13 protein-coding genes are annotated in these 20,708 nt (G+C 71.7%); all 13 read right to left on the bottom strand.

Going from position 1 to position 20,708, the window contains the following annotated elements; translation table 11 throughout:
- Positions 1-26: 26 nt before the first annotated feature.
- Positions 27-1,982 (bottom strand): TOMM precursor leader peptide-binding protein, encoded by a 1,956-nt coding sequence (locus tag ACFRMN_RS12345; protein ID WP_383017360.1) that lies wholly within the window; start codon positions 1,980-1,982, stop codon positions 27-29.
- Positions 1,979-2,734, bottom strand: coding sequence for an ABC transporter permease (locus tag ACFRMN_RS12340; protein ID WP_383017357.1), 756 nt, complete (start codon positions 2,732-2,734; stop codon positions 1,979-1,981). Before ACFRMN_RS12340 ends, ACFRMN_RS12345 begins: the two co-directional genes overlap by 4 nt.
- A complete protein-coding gene (locus ACFRMN_RS12335) occupies positions 2,731-3,732 on the bottom strand; it encodes an ABC transporter ATP-binding protein (protein WP_383017354.1) in 1,002 nt (333 codons plus the stop codon). The genes ACFRMN_RS12340 and ACFRMN_RS12335 overlap by 4 nt, the downstream gene beginning before the upstream one ends.
- 29 nt (positions 3,733-3,761) lie before the next feature.
- On the bottom strand, positions 3,762-4,877 hold the full coding sequence (locus ACFRMN_RS12330; protein WP_383017351.1) for a peptidase M50: 1,116 nt from the start codon (positions 4,875-4,877) through the stop codon (positions 3,762-3,764).
- Positions 4,874-6,001, bottom strand: coding sequence for a lantibiotic dehydratase C-terminal domain-containing protein (locus ACFRMN_RS12325; protein ID WP_383017348.1), 1,128 nt, complete (start codon positions 5,999-6,001; stop codon positions 4,874-4,876). The genes ACFRMN_RS12330 and ACFRMN_RS12325 overlap by 4 nt, the downstream gene beginning before the upstream one ends.
- Complete coding sequence (locus ACFRMN_RS12320) at positions 5,989-8,943, bottom strand: lantibiotic dehydratase (RefSeq protein WP_383017345.1); 2,955 nt, start codon at positions 8,941-8,943, stop codon at positions 5,989-5,991. Before ACFRMN_RS12320 ends, ACFRMN_RS12325 begins: the two co-directional genes overlap by 13 nt.
- A gap of 20 nt (positions 8,944-8,963) precedes the next feature.
- On the bottom strand, positions 8,964-10,583 hold the full coding sequence (locus ACFRMN_RS12315; protein WP_383017342.1) for a nitroreductase family protein: 1,620 nt from the start codon (positions 10,581-10,583) through the stop codon (positions 8,964-8,966).
- A 43-nt stretch (positions 10,584-10,626) separates the two neighbouring features.
- The gene (locus ACFRMN_RS12310; protein WP_383017339.1) at positions 10,627-12,621 is read right to left on the bottom strand and encodes a TOMM precursor leader peptide-binding protein; all 1,995 of its coding nucleotides are present in this window, start codon (positions 12,619-12,621) and stop codon (positions 10,627-10,629) included.
- Complete coding sequence (locus ACFRMN_RS12305) at positions 12,611-14,893, bottom strand: TOMM precursor leader peptide-binding protein (RefSeq protein ID WP_383017336.1); 2,283 nt, start codon at positions 14,891-14,893, stop codon at positions 12,611-12,613. Before ACFRMN_RS12305 ends, ACFRMN_RS12310 begins: the two co-directional genes overlap by 11 nt.
- 65 nt (positions 14,894-14,958) lie before the next feature.
- Positions 14,959-16,800 (bottom strand): BTAD domain-containing putative transcriptional regulator, encoded by a 1,842-nt coding sequence (locus ACFRMN_RS12300; RefSeq protein ID WP_383017333.1) that lies wholly within the window; start codon positions 16,798-16,800, stop codon positions 14,959-14,961.
- A 508-nt stretch (positions 16,801-17,308) separates the two neighbouring features.
- A complete protein-coding gene (locus ACFRMN_RS12295) occupies positions 17,309-18,145 on the bottom strand; it encodes a DeoR/GlpR family DNA-binding transcription regulator (protein WP_383017330.1) in 837 nt (278 codons plus the stop codon).
- Positions 18,146-18,195: 50 nt separating this feature from the next.
- The gene (pdxA, locus tag ACFRMN_RS12290; protein WP_383017327.1) at positions 18,196-19,254 is read right to left on the bottom strand and encodes a 4-hydroxythreonine-4-phosphate dehydrogenase PdxA; all 1,059 of its coding nucleotides are present in this window, start codon (positions 19,252-19,254) and stop codon (positions 18,196-18,198) included.
- Positions 19,251-20,567 carry a four-carbon acid sugar kinase family protein gene (locus ACFRMN_RS12285; RefSeq protein WP_383017324.1) on the bottom strand — a complete coding sequence of 439 codons (1,317 nt, stop codon included), beginning with the start codon at positions 20,565-20,567 and terminating at the stop codon, positions 19,251-19,253. Before ACFRMN_RS12285 ends, pdxA begins: the two co-directional genes overlap by 4 nt.
- Positions 20,568-20,708 lie beyond the last annotated feature (141 nt).

Here is a 20,708-nt window from a genome sequence, read left to right as displayed (position 1 = left end):
CCGTTGTGTCCGGCCGCCGCCCCGGATCACGGGAACGGATGCGGCACGAGCCGGATCTCCGCCTCCGTCAGTTCCCGGTCGCGCAGGCCCGCCCGGAACGCGGCGCTCCGCAGTCGCGGCATACGCGGCGCGCGCTGACGCGACCAGCCGAAGTCGATCGGCAGCAGACCGGGGACGATCGTGGCCACCGTCCGCAGCCCGACGCGATGCTGCTCCGGGGTGGTCTGGTCGACCACGATGACATCGTGTCCCGCCCGTACCAACGCGTCGCGGCAGTGGGCCACATCGTCACGCAGGTCACCCGTACGCGGGCGCTCCCGCTCCTCCCAGTCGCGGTACACCTCCGCCATCGGCCGCACCGCGGAAGGCTCCAGATAGGTTCGGACGTGCTCCGCCATCCTCGGCAGGCCGTAGAGCTGGGCGTGGTCCTTGAGATGCAGCACCTTCCCGAAGTCCTCGGCCATGGCCTCCAGTTCGGCCCGGCGTTCGGCCACCTGCCGGGACAGATGCGGGATGTACGTAAGCACCTCGGAGAGAGCCCCCTCCAGGGCCGCCGCCGGGTCCAGGCTCGCGCCGGCGCCGAAGGAGAAGGTGCCGGGGCCGCCGTCGCGCCGTACGGCCAGGCCGGTGACGACCGGTACGCCGAGATCGATCCGGTTGTCGAAGGCATGGACGTCATAGCCCTGAAGCGCGGCCCGGTCGATCATGGTGCGGACGGTACGGTTGTCGAGCGAGCCGAGATCGATCTCGGTGAGCGGGGTGGCGCCGTACCAGGCGACCAGGAACGCGTCCCGCTCAATGAGTTCGAGGAGCCCGCCGAGGATCGCCTCCTCCAGACAGCCGCCTATCGCACAGCCGTTGGAGCATTCGAAGACGAAGTTGTCGGAGGCGAGACCCGCGCTGTAGTGGACGAGCCTGGCCGGGACCAGGACCGGGCGCTCGTCGCGCAGCGAGTGGCCCCAGACCCAGGGAATGGGCCGGTCGGGGTCGAAGGGGCTGACCATCGGGTCGTCACGGTAGGTCTCGGGCGCGTAGAAGCCGCAGGTGGCGGGGTCGAGGGCGGCCTCGCCGAGGTCGCTGTAGGCCGCGGTGAGCAGGGTGGTGCCGGTGCGCCGGTGCGTCCCCGCGTACCGCTCCAGGCCTTCCAGATAGGCCAGATCGCGGCTCGCGTCGAAGCCGTTGGCCTGGCCGCTCCAGGTGACATCGGTCAGCCCCGCGTACCCGCGCATGAAGACGCTGCCCGCGACCGGCGCCGTGGTGGGTGAGGTGACATTGATCCAGGTACCCGCGCCGAGGACTCCGGAGACCGGGTTCGCGAGCGCCATGGCCGGCATCGGATACGCGGACGCCGGGCGCAGCCGGTAGGTGTCCGGTGAGGGCTTCGGCCGGCTCACCCGGCCGAAGCCCTCACCGGCCGGGCTGTCCGTGCCGCGTGGCCCGCAGTGCGGGCACAGCGGATCGGCGAGCAGCGGATAGGTGCGTACTTCGAGCGTGGCGAGGTCGAGGCGGGAGACCTGCGGGAGGGAGCGGTCGGCCGCGCCGGGGCCCGGCGGGAGCACGGTGTCCGAGAGGAACACCGCGCGATGAAGCGCCTCCACCGCGTCCAGGGCGTACGGAGTGAGCCGGGGCCAGTGGCCGGCCGCGCGGGTGCGCGATCCGGTCTCCAGGGCGTCCCGCTCGGTGCGGGTGCGCAGCCGCTGCCAGCGCATGGCCAGGCACTGGCCACAGGCGGCGGTCGCGTCGTCGCCGCCCCAGGGGCCCACCAGCACGGCCCCCGAGGTGAGATGGACGGTGGCCCCGGGGCGTACGGCGGCATGGCGGTCCCCGCCCCGGTGGCCGAGCACGTCGCCGGCGCCGAGGGGAACCACGGTCGGCCCGGCGGCCGGGGCGAGCCGTACGGTCAGTTCCCGCCCCAGCAGTTCGCGCGCGGCCTCCAGCGGAGCGCCGTCCACCGTCGCGTCGGTCGTCGTGGTGGTGGTCATGTGGAGTTGCTCCAGCGGAACGTCTTCAGGGCCAGCGCCCCGAAGACGACGGTGAAGACGACCAGTCCCCCGCATCCGAGGGCGATGTCCCCGAGGTCGCCCCGGCCCGAAAGGGCGGCGGACACCGCGTCGTTGAGATAGCGCAGCGGCAGCACCCGCGAGATCGTCCGGAGCCAGGACGGCATCATGTCCAGCGGCAGGAACGAGCCGGAGAGGAAGGCCATCGGCACCATCAGGCAGTTGGCGATGGCCGCGACGGCCTCGGGCGTGTTGGCGTACGAACCGATGACCACGCCGATGGTGAGGAACGCCGTGATGCCGAGCACCAGCACGGGCAGCGCCAGCGGCCACCGGGCGTTCAGCTCCAGGCCGAACAGCGGCAGCATGGCCACCGCGATGAACACCACCGCCTGGAAGACCCCCACGCCGAGGGCGAGCACATAGCGGGAGCCGAGGACCGACGACAGCCGGGTGGGGGTCATCCGGATCAGCCGCAGCAGATCGTCGCGGCGCCACTGCATCAGGGTGAAGGCGACTCCGAAGACGGCGGCGTTGGCCACACCCCAGGACATGACGCCCGGCGCGATGTAGGAGATGTAGGGGCGGCCCGTCTCCTCCACCTCCTGGCCCCGGAAGATCAGTCCGAAGACGACCAGGAAGAGCAGGGGGAAGGCGAAGGTGAAGAAGAGGGTGGCCTTGTCCCGGACCTGCGCCCGGTAGCCGGCCCCCGTCAGTGCTGCGTACGCGCTCATCCCTGCTGCTCCGTGTCGTTGGTGTCCGTGGTGCCGGTGGTGCCGGTGGTGCCGGTGGGGTCGGTGGTGCCGGTCAGTTCGAGGTAGACGTCCTCCAGCGTGGCGGTGCGGGTCTGGACGCCGTCCAGACCGCCGAGCGCGTCGACCGCCTGGAGGACCTTCCCCGACTCGGCCGTCTCCAGTACGAGGGAGCCGCCTTGCTCGGTGACCCGGTCGACCCCCGGGATGGCCGCGGCGTCCCCCAGGCTCATCCGTTCGGCCGGGATCAGCAGACGGGTCGGCGCCCCGGCGGCGGTCACCAGATGGTGCGGGGAGTCCAGCGCGACGACCGAGCCGGCCACGAGGATCGCCACCCGGTCGCAGAGCGCCTCGGCCTCGTCCAGATGGTGGGTGGTGTAGACGATGGTGCGGCCCTCGCTCTTCAGCTCGCGCAGCACCTTCCACAGATCACGGCGGGCCTGCGGGTCCAGGGCGGCGGTCGGCTCGTCCAGGAAGATCAGCTCGGGGCCGTGGACCAGGGCCGAGGCGATGGCCAGGCGCTGGCGCTGGCCGCCGGAGAGGTTCTCGACCATGACATCACGCTGATCGGCCAGCCCGACGGTGCCAAGTGTGTGGTCCGCGTCGGCGCGGCTCGCCCCGTACAGGGCGGCGACGGTACGCAGATGCTCGCGCGCGGTCTGGCGCACGAAGAAGGCGGAGGACTGGGTCTGGACACCCAGCCGCGGCAGCAGCGCCACGTTCCGTGGCCAGGGGGACTGGCCGAGAACCGACACGGTTCCGGAGTCCGCCTGCCGCAGGCCCTCCATGATTTCGACGAGGGTGGTCTTCCCCGCGCCGTTGGGGCCGAGGAGTCCGAAGAACTCCCCGCGGCCGACCTGGAGTGACACCCCGTCGACGGCCTGCCGGTCCCCGTATCGTTTGCGTACGTCCTCGACGACGATCGCCGCTCCGGTGGCCGTCTCGTGCGGCACGGACGCCATGGTCCTGGCCTCGCTCATGTGGTTCTGCGCCCCTCGGGGATTGTGGGTCAGTGAACTAGTAGGAAGTAGAGGCCTGTTGCCAGGGCCGCCACCAGGAGAAGGACAAGCAGGGCCGACCCCACCCCGTAGGAGAGGTAGACGGCACGGGCCCGGCGCGGGTACGCGGCGGCGGCCGGCCGGTCGCTGAGGCGGAGCCGCAGATAACGCCCGCTCTCCGGCGCGAGACCGGACACGCGCAGTACGTGGCTCAGCATCGTGTAACCGTCGAGCGGAGGCAGGGGCAGCAGGTTGACGAGTGCCTGAACACTGCCGAGCAGCAGCAGTCCGGACAGCACTCGGCGGGTCGGATCCCCCTCGGGAAGCGCGGCCCACCAGGCCAGGAACGGCAGCAGGAAGAGCAGATTGACGAAGGCGCCCGCACCCGCGACCGCGAGCTGATGCCAACGGGAGCGTAGATAGCGGTAGTTGTCGACGGTGCAGTACATCACGGCCACGGGCAGCCGCCAGCGCAGCCCGATCTCGCTGACCGTACCCCCGTAGTGCCGGGCGCTCACTCCATGGGCCAGTTCGTGCAGGGCCGTGCTCAGCCAGAGCAGGGTGAAGACCGCGATCAGCGCCACGGGCTGGTGGAACAGCCACCAGGTGTCGTGGGCCAGTTCGGGCAGCGCCCACGCGAGCAGGACCTCCATCGCCACCAGGACGGCGGTCAGCGGAAGCAGGACCGTGGTCCGCAGCACGGGCCGCAGCAGGCTGTGCAGGCGTGTCGTGGTGGCGTCGGCGTCGGCGACCAGCCGCAGGGTGCCCCGCAGCGCGGTGCCGCGGAACGGCGTGCCCGGCGGAGTGGCGGCGACTGCCGGCCGGGGCGGTGCGCCGGCCAGCAGGCTTCTGGTGCCCAGCAGCCGCAGCAGCCGCTCCCAGTGCGCGGCGGCGAGGCGCTTACCGAAGGTCTCGGCGTACTCCTCCCCGATCTCCGCCAGGCTGCGGCTGCCGTCGAGCCGGGAGATCAGGAAGAACTCCTTCGCCCCGACCTCGAAGGCGGCGCCGCCCTCCGGCTCCTTGATCAGATGCACGGTGGCGGGGCCGTGCAGCAGGGCGGGGCTCAGCAGGATGTCCGGGCGCAGCGCCGGGCGGTGCGAGAGGAGTTCCCCGGGGGTGGCGGTCATGGGATCGCCGCCGGGGCGGGTGGGGCGACGGTGTCCTCGCGCAGGACCCGGCCGAGCACATGGGAGAGATACGCCTCGTCGCGGATCGTCACATGCAGCCGGTTGTTGGTCATATGCATGTACGGGGAGAGCAGCAGCGGCAGCGCCACGGCGGGATCGGTGACCCGTTCGTCGCGCGTACCGTCCCAGGAGCGGAACACCAGCTCGCCGCCCACGGTCAACTCCTCGGCGCGGGTGCGCAGTTCCAGACAGTGTTCGGCCCAGCCACGCAGGAAGGCGGGCAGCGTGCCCAGTTCACCGGTGCGGACGGCCCGCCGGATTCCCTCGAAGCGGCGGCCGAGGCCGGGAGCCATCGCGGCGTAGTTCTTGTCGTACTCCTTCGACCCGATGAAGCCGGTGCCGGGGAAGGCGTTGTGCCAGAACTCGTAGTAGCGGTCAAGGTACTCCCCCAGCTCCGCACGCTCGGGCAGGAAGCAGCCGGCCATGACCATCATCAGCTGGGCGGAGGTGCCGAGCAGCACGGTGCGCAGATGCAGGTTCATGGTGCGGAAGGCGTCCATGACGAGCTCGCTGGAGTGCGCGAAGTGCCACTCGGCCAGTGCGATCCCGGCCGGGCCGCCGTACTTGCCGTACTCGGGTTCGTACGGTTCGTACGAGAAGGAGTTGTTGGGCCGCAGGTTCATCCGGCCGTCCTCGTTCATGAACGCGCCGCGGTCGCCCTCCGGGAACTCGATCTCGAAGAGGGTGTTGTAGAACTCGTTGAGGAACCCGGAGTCCACCTCGTAGAGGGCGGGGCGGGTGCGGAGGAAGCCGCTGATGGCCTCCTCGGCACGGCGCCGTACCTCCGGGGTGGCCGCCGCGTTCACGGGCTTGAGCCGGAGGCGGACATGCGGCCCCTCCAGCCAGTAGTTGATGAAGAAGTGGCCGGCCAGCAGTCCGTCGGCGGTCAGTCCGGCCACCAGCGGGCGGACACAGTTCACCAGCAGGGGCTGCGGATTGGCCGCGTAGAAGATGTGGATGGCCTGCCAGTCGGCCGCGCCCGCGTCGGGGGCGGGGACGGAGGCGGAGGCGGAAGCGGAAGCGGCGGCCGGTGTGGGGCTCGGCGCGGGGGTCAGCTCTGACATGTCGGTGCGCCCTCTCTGCGTCGGGTCGAGGTGAAGGTCTCCACGGCCAGTTCGGCCACATGGCTGCCGCGCGCGGAGCGGACATGCAGCCCGTCGCGCCCGGGGAGCATTTCCCGCAGGACGACCCGGTCGTCCGGGTGTGTCGGCAGTGCTTCGAGGGCGGAGAGGGAGAGAAGGCTGTCGAAGTCCACGTACTGCGGCTTGGCCCCCGCACCACCGCGGGGACCGCTGGACACGGTGGCGAAGACCTGGTCGGGCAGGGCGTGTTCGCGCCGCCAGCGCTGCCAGCCGAGGAACCACTCCTCCTCGCCGGTACCGGGCCGGCGGACCGGCAGCGTACCGGCCGTCGTGGTCCAGCTGCGCCGGCTGAGGACGACGTCGCCGTGCAGCACCCGTGGCCGCGTGGTCACACCCTCGTTCCCCTCGCCCGCCGGGACGCCTCCCCAGACGTCCAGGGGCGCCATCGAGGTCGGGGACATCAGCAGGAGGGTACGGGGGATCTCGGGCAGCGCGAGCGGCACCAGATAGCCGAGATAGACGGGGATGACCTCGCGGCCGAGCCGGGTGGAGCGCAGCACCAGGCGGTCCGTCTCCGTGTCGTGCTCGACATGGAGATCGTCGAGGTGGATGCGCCGGTCCTCGGGGACGGTGCTGGATTCTCCGGGGCAGACGATCTCGTAGTCGGTGAGCGGGCTGTGCAGATTGAGATTGCTGGTGACCGCTCCTCCGGTGATCTCGGCCAGGACCGCTCCGTCGGGGGTGACGGCCGCGGCGGTGTCGCGCAGACCCCGCGAGAAGGCCCCGGACCGCTCCTCTGCCCGCTCCACCGGACCGTCGGTGTCGTTGGTGTCGTTGGTGTCGTTGGTGTCGTTGGTGTCGTTGGTGTCGCCCATGTCGTTCGTGTCGTAGACATGGGTGAAACGGCTGAAGGGGAAGGAGAGTCCACCGTACGAGCGGTTGAGCACGACGAGCAGGGCGCCGTCCCTCTCGGTGAGCTGGAGATGGTGGGACTGCGGTGCGAAGTCGGCCGCGAGAGGGGCGAGTTCGTCCGCGACGAGCCCGAGGTCCTGTTCGCCGAGCCGGATCTCGGCCGCGTCCGCGTGCTCCTGCCAGAGCTGCCGCATCCGGTCGATGAAGGCGCGCCGCGCCGCGTCGATCGCGCGGATCCCCGGCAGGCCGAGCCAGTTCTCCTCCGGCACATACTCGCCCCGGTCGTCGAACGGGCGTCGCTTGCCGGCGAACGAGAGGTACTGGTCGAAGAAGTCCTCGTGGAAATCGTGGACGAGACCCAAGAGGTCGTCGCACCGGCCGCCGCGGCCGTAGCGCGCGGTGAAGAAGCCCTTGAACGTGACCCGCTGAGGGAGTGTCAGATCGAAGGCGGGGAGTATCCGCTCGACGGAACGCAGCGCCCCGCCGGCCGGCCCGGTCCAGGAGCCGAGCCCGCAGCTCACCTCACGGCCGGCGCTGACGTCCTCGTAGAGCAGGGTCTGCGGCAGTGTGGCCTCCGCCGCCCCCAACTGGGCCTGGCCCTCGCGCAGTCCGGCGCGCAGTTCACGCAGTAGTTCCGCCCGTTCGGCGCGGCCGGCGGAGGGGAAACGGTCGATGGCGCGGACGGGCCCGTCGAAGGCGGTGGCCAGCCGGACGGCCCAGGGACGTCCGAGGGCGCGCAGCTCGCGCTGGAAGGAGCGCAGTGGATCGGAGCTGTGGACATCGGTGTCCAGGCACGGCACCCGAACCAGCCCGAGCTGGAGCAGCGCGGCCACATAGGTCTCGCATTGCGCGGGCTCGGCGTCGTGCTCGGTACGGAGCCATTCCACCAGCTCGCCGTAGCGCAGCTCGTCCCGTCCCTCGAACAGACCGAGCAGCCGGTCCAGCGTGCCGCTGCGGCGGAGGAAGAACAGCCGGTCCTTGACCGCGTCGAAGGTGACCGCGGCCGAGTCGTCGCCCGCGCTGATCCACTGGCGTACGTAGCGGATCCGGTCGTCGTCCCGCTCCCAGCCGGAGGCCGGCCGTACGGGGAGATCGCCCCGCCGGGCGGGATCGGCGAGGATCAGTTCGGCGAACCGGCCCAGCACGACGACATTGAGCCGCACATGGCTGGACCACTCGTCGTCGATACGGATGGTGGCGTCCGCGGCGTCGCGGCCGCTCTCCACGCCGTCGCCGTCGCCTCCGTCACCGTCGTGGAAGACGCCGGTGGCGACACCGGTGAAGGTGCTGAACGGGCTGGTCTTGCAGGCCGTGCGGTACAGATACGACAGCACCGACCGCTCGATCTTCCGCATCCGCTTGTCGGGGGACACGCCGGACGCGGCTCCCGCCTCCGCCTTGCCGACATAGGCGTCGAGCTGCCCCTCCAGGGTCGGGGAGGCCAGCAGAAGACCGCAGCGCAGCCGGTCCTCGGCGAGGAGCCCGCGCAGCGCGGCCCGGGTCCTGTCGAGGTCGGCGGCGACCAGTGGCGCGCCCTCGGCCCGCAGCTTCTCCAGGTGACGCCGGTCCCGCAGCCACTCGGCGGTCGCCTCCGCCGCGCGCGGGTCGAGTCCGGCGATGAGCCGGACGGCCGCGTCGGGGTCGGCGGGCAGCCGGTTGTTGAAGATCTGGCGGCGCAGGCCGAGCAGTTCACGGCGCTGGCCGGCGCCCGCCCCGTCCGGGGCGACATCGGTGGTACGCACCACCTCGTGCAGCAGATCGCTCAGCCCGGCCGCACGGTCCCGCAGCCGGTCCTCGGCCGCGAGGACGTCGTCCGCCCACTGACGGCTGTCGCCGCAGCGCAGCGCCTGGACGGACTCGACGGGCAGCCCCGCGACGCGCAGCATGAACCGGCGGCCCGGTTCCCAGCCGACGCCCGTCGTACCCGTACCCGTACCAGTACCTGTATCCGTATCCGTACCTGTATCCGTATCCGTATCCGTATGCGGCGCGGTGTGCGTGTCTGGTGTCATCACTCGTTGCCCCATCCCGGTCAGCCGATCTCGTAGCGGAAGTCGGCGGGCCGTGGCCGCTCATTGCCGAGCAGCATGATCAACAGGGGCTTCTCACCGGTGCGTTCGAGGCCCAGCTCCTCGATGTACGAGATGTTGTCGAAGCCCAGGGCGACGCCCGCGCCGAGCCCGAGCGCGGAGGCCACGGTGTAGAAGGTCTGCGCGACGGCCCCGATCGTGCCGTTCACCAGCCGGTAGCCGCGGTCCCCCACCGCGTCGAGGACGGCGGCGGTGCGGATGGTGGGGACGATCACCACACCCGCCTGCTCCAGGTTGTAGTTGGAGAGGAAGTAGTTGCGCTGGAGGAACGGTCCCGGCGGGCCCGTCACCACGGGGCGCAGCGCGTGGTCGACGGGATCGTAGGCGTACGCGCCGGGCTCGACGCCCTCGACATGGTTGATGAACGCGTACAGCGTGACCAGACCGGGCGACGCGGAGCCGTCAGGTGCGGCGGGCTGTTCGGCGTCGCCGCCGAGCGAGGCGGCGACGCAGGCGTCGAGGGTGGCGGCCAGTTGCGCGGTGGTGACCGGGCGGGCCGCGTCGAAGCGCCCGAAGCTGCTGCGCCGCTCCCGTAGGGCGTCACGCACACTCACCGGCGGCAGCTCGGGCTCCGGCAGAGCCACGGGCGCGCCCGTCGCGGTGGGCGAAATCGCGGCCGCGGGGTCGAGCCCGCCCGGCTCCGGGCGGTCGGCGGCGGCTTCCACCGTCGCCGCGTGGATCCGCTGAAGGGTCTCGAAGCGCAGCACCGTACGCGAACGTTCGACGTCGGTGTGCCGGACGGCGGGGACGTCGGGGAGCGCGGCGGTGGAGAGCCCCGGGGTGGGCTCGGCGCCCTGCCAGGTCAGCGGGACGACGGCGAAGATGCCTTCTTCCTCGTTGGGCACACCCAGCACGTGGCTCAGCCTCTCCTCGTCGAACCACAGCGCGGGTTCGACACTCAGCCCCTGTGCGCGGGCCCAGATGCGCCAGGTCCCGACGATCGCGCCGAGATCCATGGTGACCGCGTGGAAGGAGAAGCTGTTGTACTTGAACGCGTTCTGCCAGTACTTGATCCCCAGGACCAGGAACTGGTCGCGGTCCGCGCCCGCCGCCCCCTCGCCGAGCGCCGCCCGTACCTCACCGGTCACATCGCCCGCGAGCAGCCGCTGCATGGAGTGGTGCGGGGCCGAGTAGTAGTGGATGCCCGGCGCCCGCGGCCCGCTGGGGCCGGAGATCCAGTAGACGCTGACCGGGTAGAGGCCGCCGCCTGAGGCCGTGCCGCGGGACCAGTTGGCCTGGGTGTAGTGGGGCAGCGCGGCGAGGTCGGTATTGGTCTGGACACCGAGCCGGCGTCCGGTCAGCCCGTAGGAGTCCCGCAGCATCCCGGAGAGCGAGTCCAGCGTGAACGGCCGCTGTTCGTGGGGCTCTTCGGTACGCGTACAGCCGGCCGCCACGGTCGCCCCCTCGGGGAAGTCCGTGTCCGGCAGCGGGAAGGACTCGACACCTGGGTAGAACTTCGCCTTCCTCGGCCGATCCGCCCAGTCGGGGACGAAATCGGCGGGCTCCATCGGGACCCGGCCGCGCTGCATGATCGCGGCCGCATAGTCATGGGCGTAGCCCACGGGACCCTCCTCTCTGCTGGACGGTGCTGTGCTGGACGGTGGATTACGGGAAGGGATGCGGGGCCGGGTTGATGTCGTCCGGCCCCAGGTCGTGGTCGCGCAGTCCCGCCAGACGCAGGGCGGTGCGCAGTCGGGGCATGGTGCGGGCGCGCTGCCGGGACCAGCCGAAGTCGATCGGCAGCAGCCCCGGGACGAGCACACTGACGGTGTGGAGCCCGAGCGTGCGCTGCTCGGGCATGGTCTGGTCGACCACCACCACGTCGAAGCCGGCTCCGGTCACCGCGTCGACGCAGCGCCGCAGATCCTCGCGAAGGTCCTCGGCGGCCATCGCGCCGGAGGGGTCCGGCCAGCGCGACTCGCTTACGGCGCGCGGCGGTTCGGGGGCCGCCCCGCGACGGTGCGGGCTGTCGGGGTCCAGCAGGAAGCCGGCGTGCTCGCCCATCTCCGGGACGCCGTACACCAGGGGATGGTCGTGCAGCGCCGTCACCCGGTCGAAGTCCGCGGCCATGGCGCGCAGCCGGGGCCCGTCGCGCTCGGTACGGTCCCGCAGGTTCACCGCGTCGGTCGCGATCTCGCAGAGCGCCGAGTCGAGCGCGGACTCGGGGTCGAGTCCGGCGCCCGCTCCGAAGCACATCCGGCCGGGGCCGCCGTCGAAGCGCTCGGCCACGGCGGTGACCACCGGGACCGGGAAGGTGATGCGGGTGTCGAAGAACCGTGCCCGGTAGCCGTACATCGCCAGCCGGTCGACCATGTGCCGGGTGGAGTCACGGGTGCTGGTGGCCGGGTCGATCTCGGGCAGCGGCTGCTGCCCGTACCAGGCGAGCAGGAAGGCGTCGCGCTCGATGACCTCCATCAGCCCGAAGTAGATCGCCTCTTCCAGACAGCCGCCGGAGGCGCAGCCGTTGGAGCTCTCCTGCACGAACCGGTTCTCCAGGCCGGGCGCGTGATAGTACGTCAGCACCTCGGGGACCAGCCTCGGCTGCTCGTCACGCAGGGAGTAGCCCCATACCCAGGGGATCTCCCGGTCGGGCGCGAACGGGCGGACCCGTGGGTTGGCGCGGTAGAAGTCCGGTGCGTACAGGCCCACTTCACGGGGATCGACGGCGTCGGCACCGAACTGTTCGAGGCTTCCGGTGACGCTGGTGATCCGGGAGCGCGCCCGCATCCCGGCGTAACGCTCCATGCCTTCGAGCACACCGATCCGGTTGCTGTGGCCGAAGGAGTCGGCGTGGCCGCCCCAGAACGTCTCGCGCAGATACTCACCGGAGCGCATCGAGAAACAGCCGATGGTCGCGGAGGTGGAGGTGGAGGAGACGTCATGGACCACGGACGGCCCGAGCGCGCCGCACACCGGGTTGGCGAACGCGGCGACGTCGATGTCGTACGACTCGATGGGCCGCAGCCGGAAGGAGCCGGGACGGTGTTTGGGGGCGGGGCGCAGGGTGATCCGGGCGTCCTCGGCGGTGTCGGTACGAGGTGTGGCGCAGCGCGGGCATTCGGGGTCGGGCACCAGCGGGTAGTGCCGGACGGTCAGGGTCCGCAGGTCCACCAGCCGGATCTCGGGGAACGGGCCCCCGGGGGCGGGTGGCCGCTCGCTCAGCGCGGTGACGAGCGCGGCGACGGCGTCCACCGCGAACGGTGTGGCGTAGGGCCACTCACCCGCCGCCCGGGTCTCCCCGCCCAGTTCGAGGGCGTCGCGCAGTGCCACGGACCGTACGGCCTGCCAGCGGCGGGCCAGACAGTGGGAGCAGGCCGGGGCCGGCGTGCCGTCGGCACCGGGCAGGGGCCCGATGACGGCGTGCGCGCCGTACAGACGCACCGGGACCGACGTGTCGGGGTACGCGGTGACGTTCCGCCCGGTCGTCTCCCGCCCCGTCGTCTCCTGCCCGGCCGCGTCCCGCTCGGCTCCGTCCTGTTCGGCGGCGAACGCGTCGTGTGTACCGAGCGCGCCGATGCTCACCTCGGGTCCGGCGAGCCGCCCCAGCGCCTGACGCAGCAGGCCTTCCGCCGGACGGACATCCAGTGTGCTAGGCCCCACGGGATGCCTCCGTGGTGAGGAGCACACGGGCGGTTCTGATGCCCGCGGTGCCCAGGTCCGCGGAGCCGGTGTCCACCATCAGGGCGTCACGTCCCGCCGTACGGAGCCGGTCGAGCACTTCGGACCAGTCGGTCACCGCCCGGGAGTCGACGGCCCCGGTTCCCTCGGTGTCCGTGGCGTGGATCGTCGTCGCGTCGAGGTCACGGAGCAGCGGGTCGCCGAGGTCGAACGGCGCGGCCGTCTCCTCCCGGCCCAACTGCACCTGTCCCAGCAGATCGCGCAGCGCGGCGACCGCGGCGCGCTGTGCGCCGGTGTCGCTGCCGACGGCCCAGTGTCCGGCTCCCCGGGCGAGCAGCACATGCACCCCGGAACGGTCGCTCTCGCCCAGGTCGAGCAGGTCCACCTCGATGTCGAGGACGGCCGCGGACCTGATGAGGAAGGTGAGTTCGGCATCGGCCCCCTCCCCCTCCGCGAGTGGCTTCAGCGGCACCCTGCTCGCCGTACCGCCCCGCAGGGTGCGGCACAGCGCGTCATGGGCGAGGGCGGAGAGCAGGCCGTCGGCGGCGGCGTCCGCCGCGGTGGCTCCGGCGCCGGTCCCGGCGCGCGTCGGCTCGAACAGCCGGTCGGCGTTGTGCGGGCCGAAGGTGCGTACCGCCGCGGCCGGTACGAGCGTCCGCTCCTTGGTGAGCAGCGAGACGGCCCGGGTCCAGGCCGTCACCCGCCGGCCGCCGGAGGCCGTGCCCGTATCCGTACCCGTACCGCCGAAGAGGGTCAGCGCGGCGGGCTCCAGAGCGCGCACGCTCGTGCCGACCGCCTCGGCCTGACGGCCGGTCACAACACCGGTGGTGGGCACGACATGCTCCGCGTACACCCCGGCCGCCGCGTTCAGCGCCCGCAGCCGGGCGCCCGCGACATGGTGCACGTCGAAGGCGGCGATACGGCGCGAGACGCCGTGGCCGGTGCCGAACTCGACGAGGGTCGCCTTGAGCGGTATCTGTGTAAGGGGCTCGTCCGCGAACCGGCCGAAGACTCCGGCGCGCGGCCGGACCAGGACCGAGCGGCGGTTCAACTCCTCCACCAGGGCGTCGGCCTCCCGGGCGGTGTCGGCCGTCGGCATCGGCGGGGTGCCGCTCCCGGCCGCCGTGAGGTCCACCGGGAGACCCACGGCGCCGGCCGGGGCGTCGCCCTCGCCCTCCGCCACCCCGGCACAGAACGGGCAGCGCGGGTGCGGCAGCAGGGGTTCGGCCGTGACATCGAGGGACTTCATGTCCTGGATGATCAGTTGGCCCGCGGTCTCGGCGGGCAGCGCGCCCGTGGTGATACGGAAGATCTCGTAGCCGAGCAGATTGCCGATCATCGCCGCCAGGGGGCGGCTCGGGAGCTCACCGGCCGGTACGGACCCGGGCAGCGCCAGAGCGCTCCAGATGTCGGCGGCGGCCGCGGCCCCGTCGTGGGAACCGATCCGCAGCACCGCGCAGGACCAGCAGCCGGCCGTGTCGGACGTCATCAGTGGTCCCACCACGGCGTGCTCGCCGTAGGACCAGGCCGGCAGGAGCGTACGGTCCTCGGGCACACCGGCCCGCAGCAGCGGGAACAGCCGCCGCGGGGCCGCGGGGCCGCCCGTGACCACCACGAGGTCGTACGACGCGAGGTCCGCCCAGCCGAGGGGCGCCCGAGGGTCGTCCGCCTCGATCCGCCGGAGGTCCACGGGGCAGCCGTCGGACGCCGCCTCCCGCGCCTCGGCCTCTATGGTCTCGATGTTCTCGGCTCCGAGGCCCGGCTGAAGACCGATGGTCGCGCAGCCGTTGCGGATCAGGCTGAGGACGCACCAGCGGGCCACGAGGTCGTCGCCGAGCACGGCCACCCGTGCCGTACGGAAGCGGTGGAAGCGGCGCTCGGCGTCGTCGGAGTAATGGTCGACGTAGGCGATCTGGGGGGCGAAACGCCGGGCCACGTCGGGCGGTGTGTCGTGCGCCTCGCCCGCGGTCGCCGGGACCGGCCGGGCGAAGTCCCGTTCGTACAGGCTCTTCACCAGCTCGCCGACCATGGAGCGCTGCTGGTCCCCGAGGCCCTGGCAGATCTCGGAGACCGAGTGCTCGCCGGTCAGATGCGGGACGATCAGTGTGGCGAACCGGTAGGCGGACTTGGCGGTCAGCTGGAATCCGCCGTCGGCGTTGTGGAAGAGCACTCCCTCCGGTGTTTCGGTGAACAGCACGTCGCGACGGATGCGCGGGCAGGTCGAGGCAACGGATTCGTAGGTGGCTGAGCCCATGAGAATGACACCCCTGGATGCTTGGTCAAGGTGGCCTGATCGTGGTGGAGTTCGGGCGTCGCCCGTCAGTGGCGTGCTGTCGCCGCCTGGCTGTTGTGCTTCTCGCGCGCCTGCTGACGCGCGTAGATTTTCAGCAGTCGATGGATGCGGTACGGGCCGGGAGGCCCTTCTTCGAGCAGCCCCGCGTCCGCCAGCCGCTCCAGCGTCTCTTCCGCCTCGGGTGAGTTACCGAGCGCGTGCGAGGAGAGGAGCAGCCCCTCGTGGTCGCCGAGCCGGTGGAAGGCTTCCCGCCAGCGCGGCTCCAGCCGGCTCAGCGCGCCGCCGAACACCTGCGGTACGGAGAGCCGGGGATCGTCGGCGAGGGAGAGCCTCGCCGGCAGATCCTCCGCCAGCCAGGCCACGCAGTCCTCGATGCGCAGCCCGGGCCGGGTGAGCAGCCGGGCGGCGGCGATCCGCAGGCTGAGCGGGAAGTGGCCGCAGATACGGGCGAGTTCCGCGGCGGCGGCCGGTTCCGCCCCCACGCGTTCGGCGCCGAGCGCGGCGGCCAGCAGTCGCTGGGACTCCGCCGGTTCCAAGGTCGAGAGCCGGTGGACACTGCCGCCGTGCGTGGCCATCAGTCCGGCGAGACCGCGTCTGCTGGTGACGATCGCGGCGCCGCCCGCCATGACGGGGAGCAGTGGACGGACCTGGTCGGGGCTGGTCACATCGTCGAGGACGAGCAGCGTCGCGCCGTCGGCGGTTCCGGGCGGCGGCAGGTGCGCCAGCGCCTCGGCCGGGGTGACGGAGGAACCGTCGTCACGCGTCATGGCCAGGATGAACACGCCGCCGGGGAAGCTGTCCTGGGTGTCATGGGCGGCTTGCTGCGCCAGCGCCGTCTTTCCGATGCCCGGGGCTCCGGAGAGGACCACGACGGTGGTGTCCGGGGATCCCGCGGTGAGGCGGGCGGTGATCGCCGCCCGCTCGGTGGTACGGCCGGTGAAGGACGGCACCGGCGGCACCGGACGTACGACGGGCGCGAGTGGTACGGCCGGTACAGGCGCTACGGGAGCGGGGGCCGGAGCCGGGGCGGCGATCGCCAGGGGCTCGGTGCGCGGCGCGAGAGCCACCGCGCCACGGCCGCCGGGCAGCGGCGCCGTGCGGTCGAGCCCCGGGTCCAGCGCCGGTGGGCCGAGGTCGTCGCCGCGCAGGATCGACAGTTCGAGCCGCTGGAGCGACGGGCCCGGGTCGACGCCCAGTTCCTCTTTCAGCCGGCCTTTCACACTGCGGTACTCGGAAAGCGCCTCCGACTGCCGGCCGGTGCGGTAAAGCGCCTCGATGAGCTGTTCGGAGAACCGTTCGCGACCGGGGTGCCGGCGAGCGGCCTCCCAGAGGTCGACCAGTACCTGACGACATCGGCCCAGCGCGAGCTCGATGTCGCAGGCCCGTTCGAGCGTACGCAGCCGCTCCTCGGTCAGCCCCGGCACCTCGTCGCGGTGCAGCATCGGGGACGGCACATTCGCCAGCAGGGGGCCCTGCCAGAGCGTAAGCGCCTCCTTGAGCCGGTACAGCTCGCCCTCGGCGTCGCCGGCGTCGTCCGCCGCCCGTACCAGCGCGCGGAACCGCACCAGGTCGAGCGTGTCGGCGTCGGCGTTCATCCGGTAGCCACCGGGCACCGCCTCGATGACATTGCGGGTGACTCCGTACTTGGCGAAGATCCGGCGCAGTCTGAGGACACAGCTCTGGAGCGCGGCCCTGGCCGTGGCGGGCTGGTCCTCGTCCCACAGGGCGCGCAGCAGATAGCCGGTGGACACGACGGATCCGGGATGAATGAGGAGAGCCGCCAGCAGACTGGACGGTTTGGACGGTTTAAGAACAACAACGTCATGACCCTCGGCAATACTCAAAGGGCCCAAAAGCTGAAAACGCACGCGACCGCCGCCCCCCGAATCAGTAATCGCGTCCGAGGCGCATGAAAGTGCCGAATACTGGGCACCTCACGACATCAGGACATCCGTGGCCGGAAATGGCGCGCTTTCTTCTGTGGTACAGACCTCTGCCAGGCCCCACTGATTTCCTACTCCCCCGTAGACACGCTGCCGAGTTGACTCATCGCCGTCGATGAGAGCCAGCTCAGCGGAGTGATACGTACCGCCACTCCAAAGGAAATTAACATTGCTTTACCAACGGATGAATAGACCGACGGCACGCGTGTGGTTGTTTCCAAAACAATACTGATGACCAGAACTTGTTGGGCATCCTAGTAACTCCCCCTTGGAAAGTCGACCCTCCGGCCCGGCAGTATTCCCGGACGGCGAACCAACCGGAAAGAAGCACTTATTGAGTGTGAATACGGCCCGCCGTCGCGAAAACACACAAAGGGGAGGTCCCGCGGAGCGCGCTCCGCGGGACCTCCCTGTGCCGTACCGGGTGTCGGGGTCAGCCCGCCGTGTCCGTGTGTGTGTCCGCGTCCACGTGCGTGTCCGTGTGCGTGTCCGTGTGCTCCGCTTCCGTCAGGACGACCGTGACCCCACGCGCGCGCAGCCCCTCGACGACGCGGGGGTCCGCTCCGTCGTCGGTGACCAGCGTCCAGTCGGGCCGGAGCGGGGTCCAGGTGTGGAAGGGCCGGCGGCCCAGCTTCGCCGCGTGGGCCAGGACGTACACCCGGTCGGCGCGCCGGGCCATGAGTTCCTTGAGCCGCGTCTGCCGCAGATCGGCCTCGCAGATGCCGTACTCGGGCGAGACGCCGTCCGTGCCCAGGAAGAGCCGGTCGAACGTGAGCCGTTCCAGGGCCGCTTCGGTGAGCGGTCCCACGAACCCCTGGCTCAGCGGGCGCAGCGTACCGCCCAGGCATTCGACATGGACCGACTCGACGTCCGCCAGCTCCTGAAGGGCCGTCAGACCCGTGGTGGCGACGGTGACATCCTTCGCCGTGCGCAGTTCGTGCGCGAGCGCGCCGACGGTCGATCCCGCGTCCAGCAGCAGCGACTCCCCGGGGCGTACCTCCGCCGCCGCCCACCGCGCGATCGCCTGCTTGGCCTCGAACGCCTCGCCCGTGCGCTGGCGCAGCGACGCCTCGGGGTGGGCGGCCAGTGCCATGGCACCGCCGTAGGTACGGGCGAGCTGTCCGTCCGAGGTCAGCTTCGCGAGATCGCGCCGGATGGTGGAGGCCGTCACCCCGAACAGCTGGGACAGCTCCTCCACACTGGCCAGTCCGGTGGTCGTGGCGAGATGGACGATTCGATCGCGCCGGGCCTTCGATCCGATCGCAGACATCAGTCTTCAGTCCTCAGGTCTTCTGTCCTCCGGTGCGGACGATCGGGTGGTCAACGAGCCGGAGTGGTGGACATCTCGGCGGCCTGGCGCAGCGCCTCGACCATGCTACCGGCCTCGGCCCGGCCCGTTCCCGCGATGTCGAAGGCGGTGCCGTGGTCGACGGAGGTGCGGATGACCGGCAGTCCCACGGTGAGGTTGACGCCGGCTTCGATGCCCATGACCTTGACGGGGCCGTGGCCCTGGTCGTGGTACATGGCGACGATCAGGTCGTAGTCGCCGCGCGAGGCGAGGAAGAAGGCGGTGTCGGCGGGGAGCGGTCCGACGGCGTCGATGCCGTCGGCGCGCAGCACCTCGATGGCCGGGACGATCTTCTCCTCCTCCTCGCCGTAGCCGAACAGGCCGTTCTCGCCCGCGTGCGGGTTGATGCCGCACACCCCGATGACGGGCTTCGCGACACCGGCCCGCACCATCGCCTCGTGGCCACGGCGCACCGTCCGCTCGACGAGTCCGGGTTCGATCCGGCGTACGGCGTCGATCAGCCCGATGTGGGTGGTGACATGAATGACCTTCACCTTGGGGGTGGACAGCATCATCGACACCTCCTCGACCCCGGTGAGATGGGCGAGGAGTTCGGTGTGTCCGGGGTAGAGATGGCCGCCCGCGTGCAGGGCCTCCTTGTTGAGCGGGGCGGTGCAGATGCCCTGGACGTCACCGCGCACGGCGAGCTCGGCGGCGACCCGTACGTACTGGTACGCGGCGTCGCCCGCGACGGCGGACAACCGCCCCCACGGCAGGTCGGCGGGGAGCAGTCCGAGGTCGATGACATGGATACGGCCGGGGCCGAACACGGCGTCGGCCGGGGTCCCGACGGAGACGATCTCGCAGGGGACACCGAGGATCCGGGCCGCCTGGCGCAGGCGTTCGGCATCACCGATGACGACGGGGCGGCAGCGGCGCGCGGTGTCGGGGTGGAGCAGCGCGGGGACGATCACCTCAGGGCCGATACCGGCGCCGTCTCCCATGGTGACCGCGATGATCGGGAGCGGCGCACCGGCCGTCTCTGTCTGCACGGGGGCCTCCACCGGGGCGGTCGTCGGGGCTGCGTTCACTGGACTTCTCCTTGCGGTACGGATGACACGGACGGTGAGGGGACGGGCGCGACGGACCCCACGCCCGGTACGGCGGGCTGATCACCCCGTGCGGCCTGGTGATCACCCCGTACGGCGTGGTGAACCGGCCGCAGGGCGCGGGCGATCCGCAGCAGGGACCCGGTGTCGCCGTAGCTTCCGGGGCGGGTGACGACGGAGCGGCCGTCGTCGGTGTGGCAGTGCACGGCTCCGTGATGGATCTGACCCGCCGGGTGGAGCCGGGTGACACCGAGCGCGTCCAGGACACGCCGCGCGGTCTCGCCCCCGGTGAGGACGAGATCGGCGGGGCGGGGCACGGCGGCGACGGCACGGGCGAGCCCCGCCACCACGCGTCGGGCCGAACCGGCGAGGATGCCGGGCGAGTTGTCGACGCTGACGACCGTGATGCCGTGCGCGTCGACGGGAAAGGAGAGCGGCGGGCCGGGCTCGGCGAGCAGAGCGGCCGGAAGTGCGGTGTGCCGGGCTCCGGCCGCGGTGAGTTGCGCGATCTGCGCAACGGCGGTGGGTTCCGCGGTGCCGACCACGACGAGCAGCGGCCGATCCACGGCAAGCGGCCCGCGCGGTGACGGAACGTCAGCGCCGCCGAGCACCCGGCCGAGCGCGGCGGCGAGCCCGCCGGTTCCCATGAGCCGTACGTCCGGTCCCAGCGGAAGCGCGGCGGCGATCACCGCGTCCAGGTCCGCGTCCGTCTCCGCGTCGCAGACGGGGCTCAGCCCCGCCGCCACGAGGTCGTGGAGCCGGCCGGTGAGCTCCCGGCCGGGGGAGCGTACGGCGCCGAGCGGTACGACAGCCGTCCGCAGGTCGCCGAGGGCGGCGGCCACCGAGGGCGGCGCGGGCAGCGACTCGGCGCGCCAGGCGTCGGTCATGTGCAGCGGGATGCCGCGCAGCTGGACGACGCCGTCGCGGACGGTACGCCCGGCCACCGGCAGGGCGGGGGCGATCACGAGTCCGGCCGCGCCCTCCGCGTACGCGGCGGCCTCGGCGGCGAGGTTGCCGCGCAGCAGGGAGTCCGTCTTCTTGATGAGTACGGTGCCGGCGGCGGCGCCGCGCACGGCCTCGCGCACGATACGGGCGGCCTCGTCGGCGGGGAGCTGGCGGGTGTCGAGGTCGAGCACCAGCGCCTCCCCCTCGGCGGGGAGGGCCACGGGCGCCGGACCCAGGTCGATCCGGCCGGGGAGGCGCAGCGCCGCCGCCGTCTCGGCCGCGCCGGACAGATCGTCCGCGAGGGCGAGTACGCGGCACGGTTCACGCCCGTCGCGGTGCTTGGTGACCACGGATACCTCCTCCGGGCGGCCCGGGCGGGCTGCCTCGGTGCCTGATGATGACATACGTTGCGCGAAGTGCGCGAGACCTCTTGCGCGGAACGCGCAATCGTGCCACCTTTTGCGGCGCGACACCTGTAGCTGCCGGACAGA

Source organism: Streptomyces sp. NPDC056835 (assembly GCF_042789485.1).
Lineage (GTDB): Bacteria > Actinomycetota > Actinomycetes > Streptomycetales > Streptomycetaceae > Streptomyces.
The sequence above is the reverse complement of the archived record's forward strand: the minus strand, read 5'-3'. Positions and strand labels throughout refer to the sequence as shown.

What these genes read in the sequence shown, in the direction of transcription:
- ACFRMN_RS12335 (WP_383017354.1), bottom strand. Translation starts at nt 3,732, where the DNA reads ATGAGCGAGGCCAGGACCATGGCGTCCGTGCCGCACGAGACGGCCACC.
- ACFRMN_RS12330 (WP_383017351.1), bottom strand. Translation starts at nt 4,877, where the DNA reads ATGACCGCCACCCCCGGGGAACTCCTCTCGCACCGCCCGGCGCTGCGC.
- ACFRMN_RS12340 (WP_383017357.1), bottom strand. Translation starts at nt 2,734, where the DNA reads ATGAGCGCGTACGCAGCACTGACGGGGGCCGGCTACCGGGCGCAGGTC.
- ACFRMN_RS12325 (WP_383017348.1), bottom strand. Translation starts at nt 6,001, where the DNA reads ATGTCAGAGCTGACCCCCGCGCCGAGCCCCACACCGGCCGCCGCTTCC.
- ACFRMN_RS12345 (WP_383017360.1), bottom strand. Translation starts at nt 1,982, where the DNA reads ATGACCACCACCACGACGACCGACGCGACGGTGGACGGCGCTCCGCTG.
- ACFRMN_RS12295 (WP_383017330.1), bottom strand. Translation starts at nt 18,145, where the DNA reads ATGTCTGCGATCGGATCGAAGGCCCGGCGCGATCGAATCGTCCATCTC.
- ACFRMN_RS12320 (WP_383017345.1), bottom strand. Translation starts at nt 8,943, where the DNA reads ATGACACCAGACACGCACACCGCGCCGCATACGGATACGGATACGGAT.
- ACFRMN_RS12305 (WP_383017336.1), bottom strand. Translation starts at nt 14,893, where the DNA reads ATGGGCTCAGCCACCTACGAATCCGTTGCCTCGACCTGCCCGCGCATC.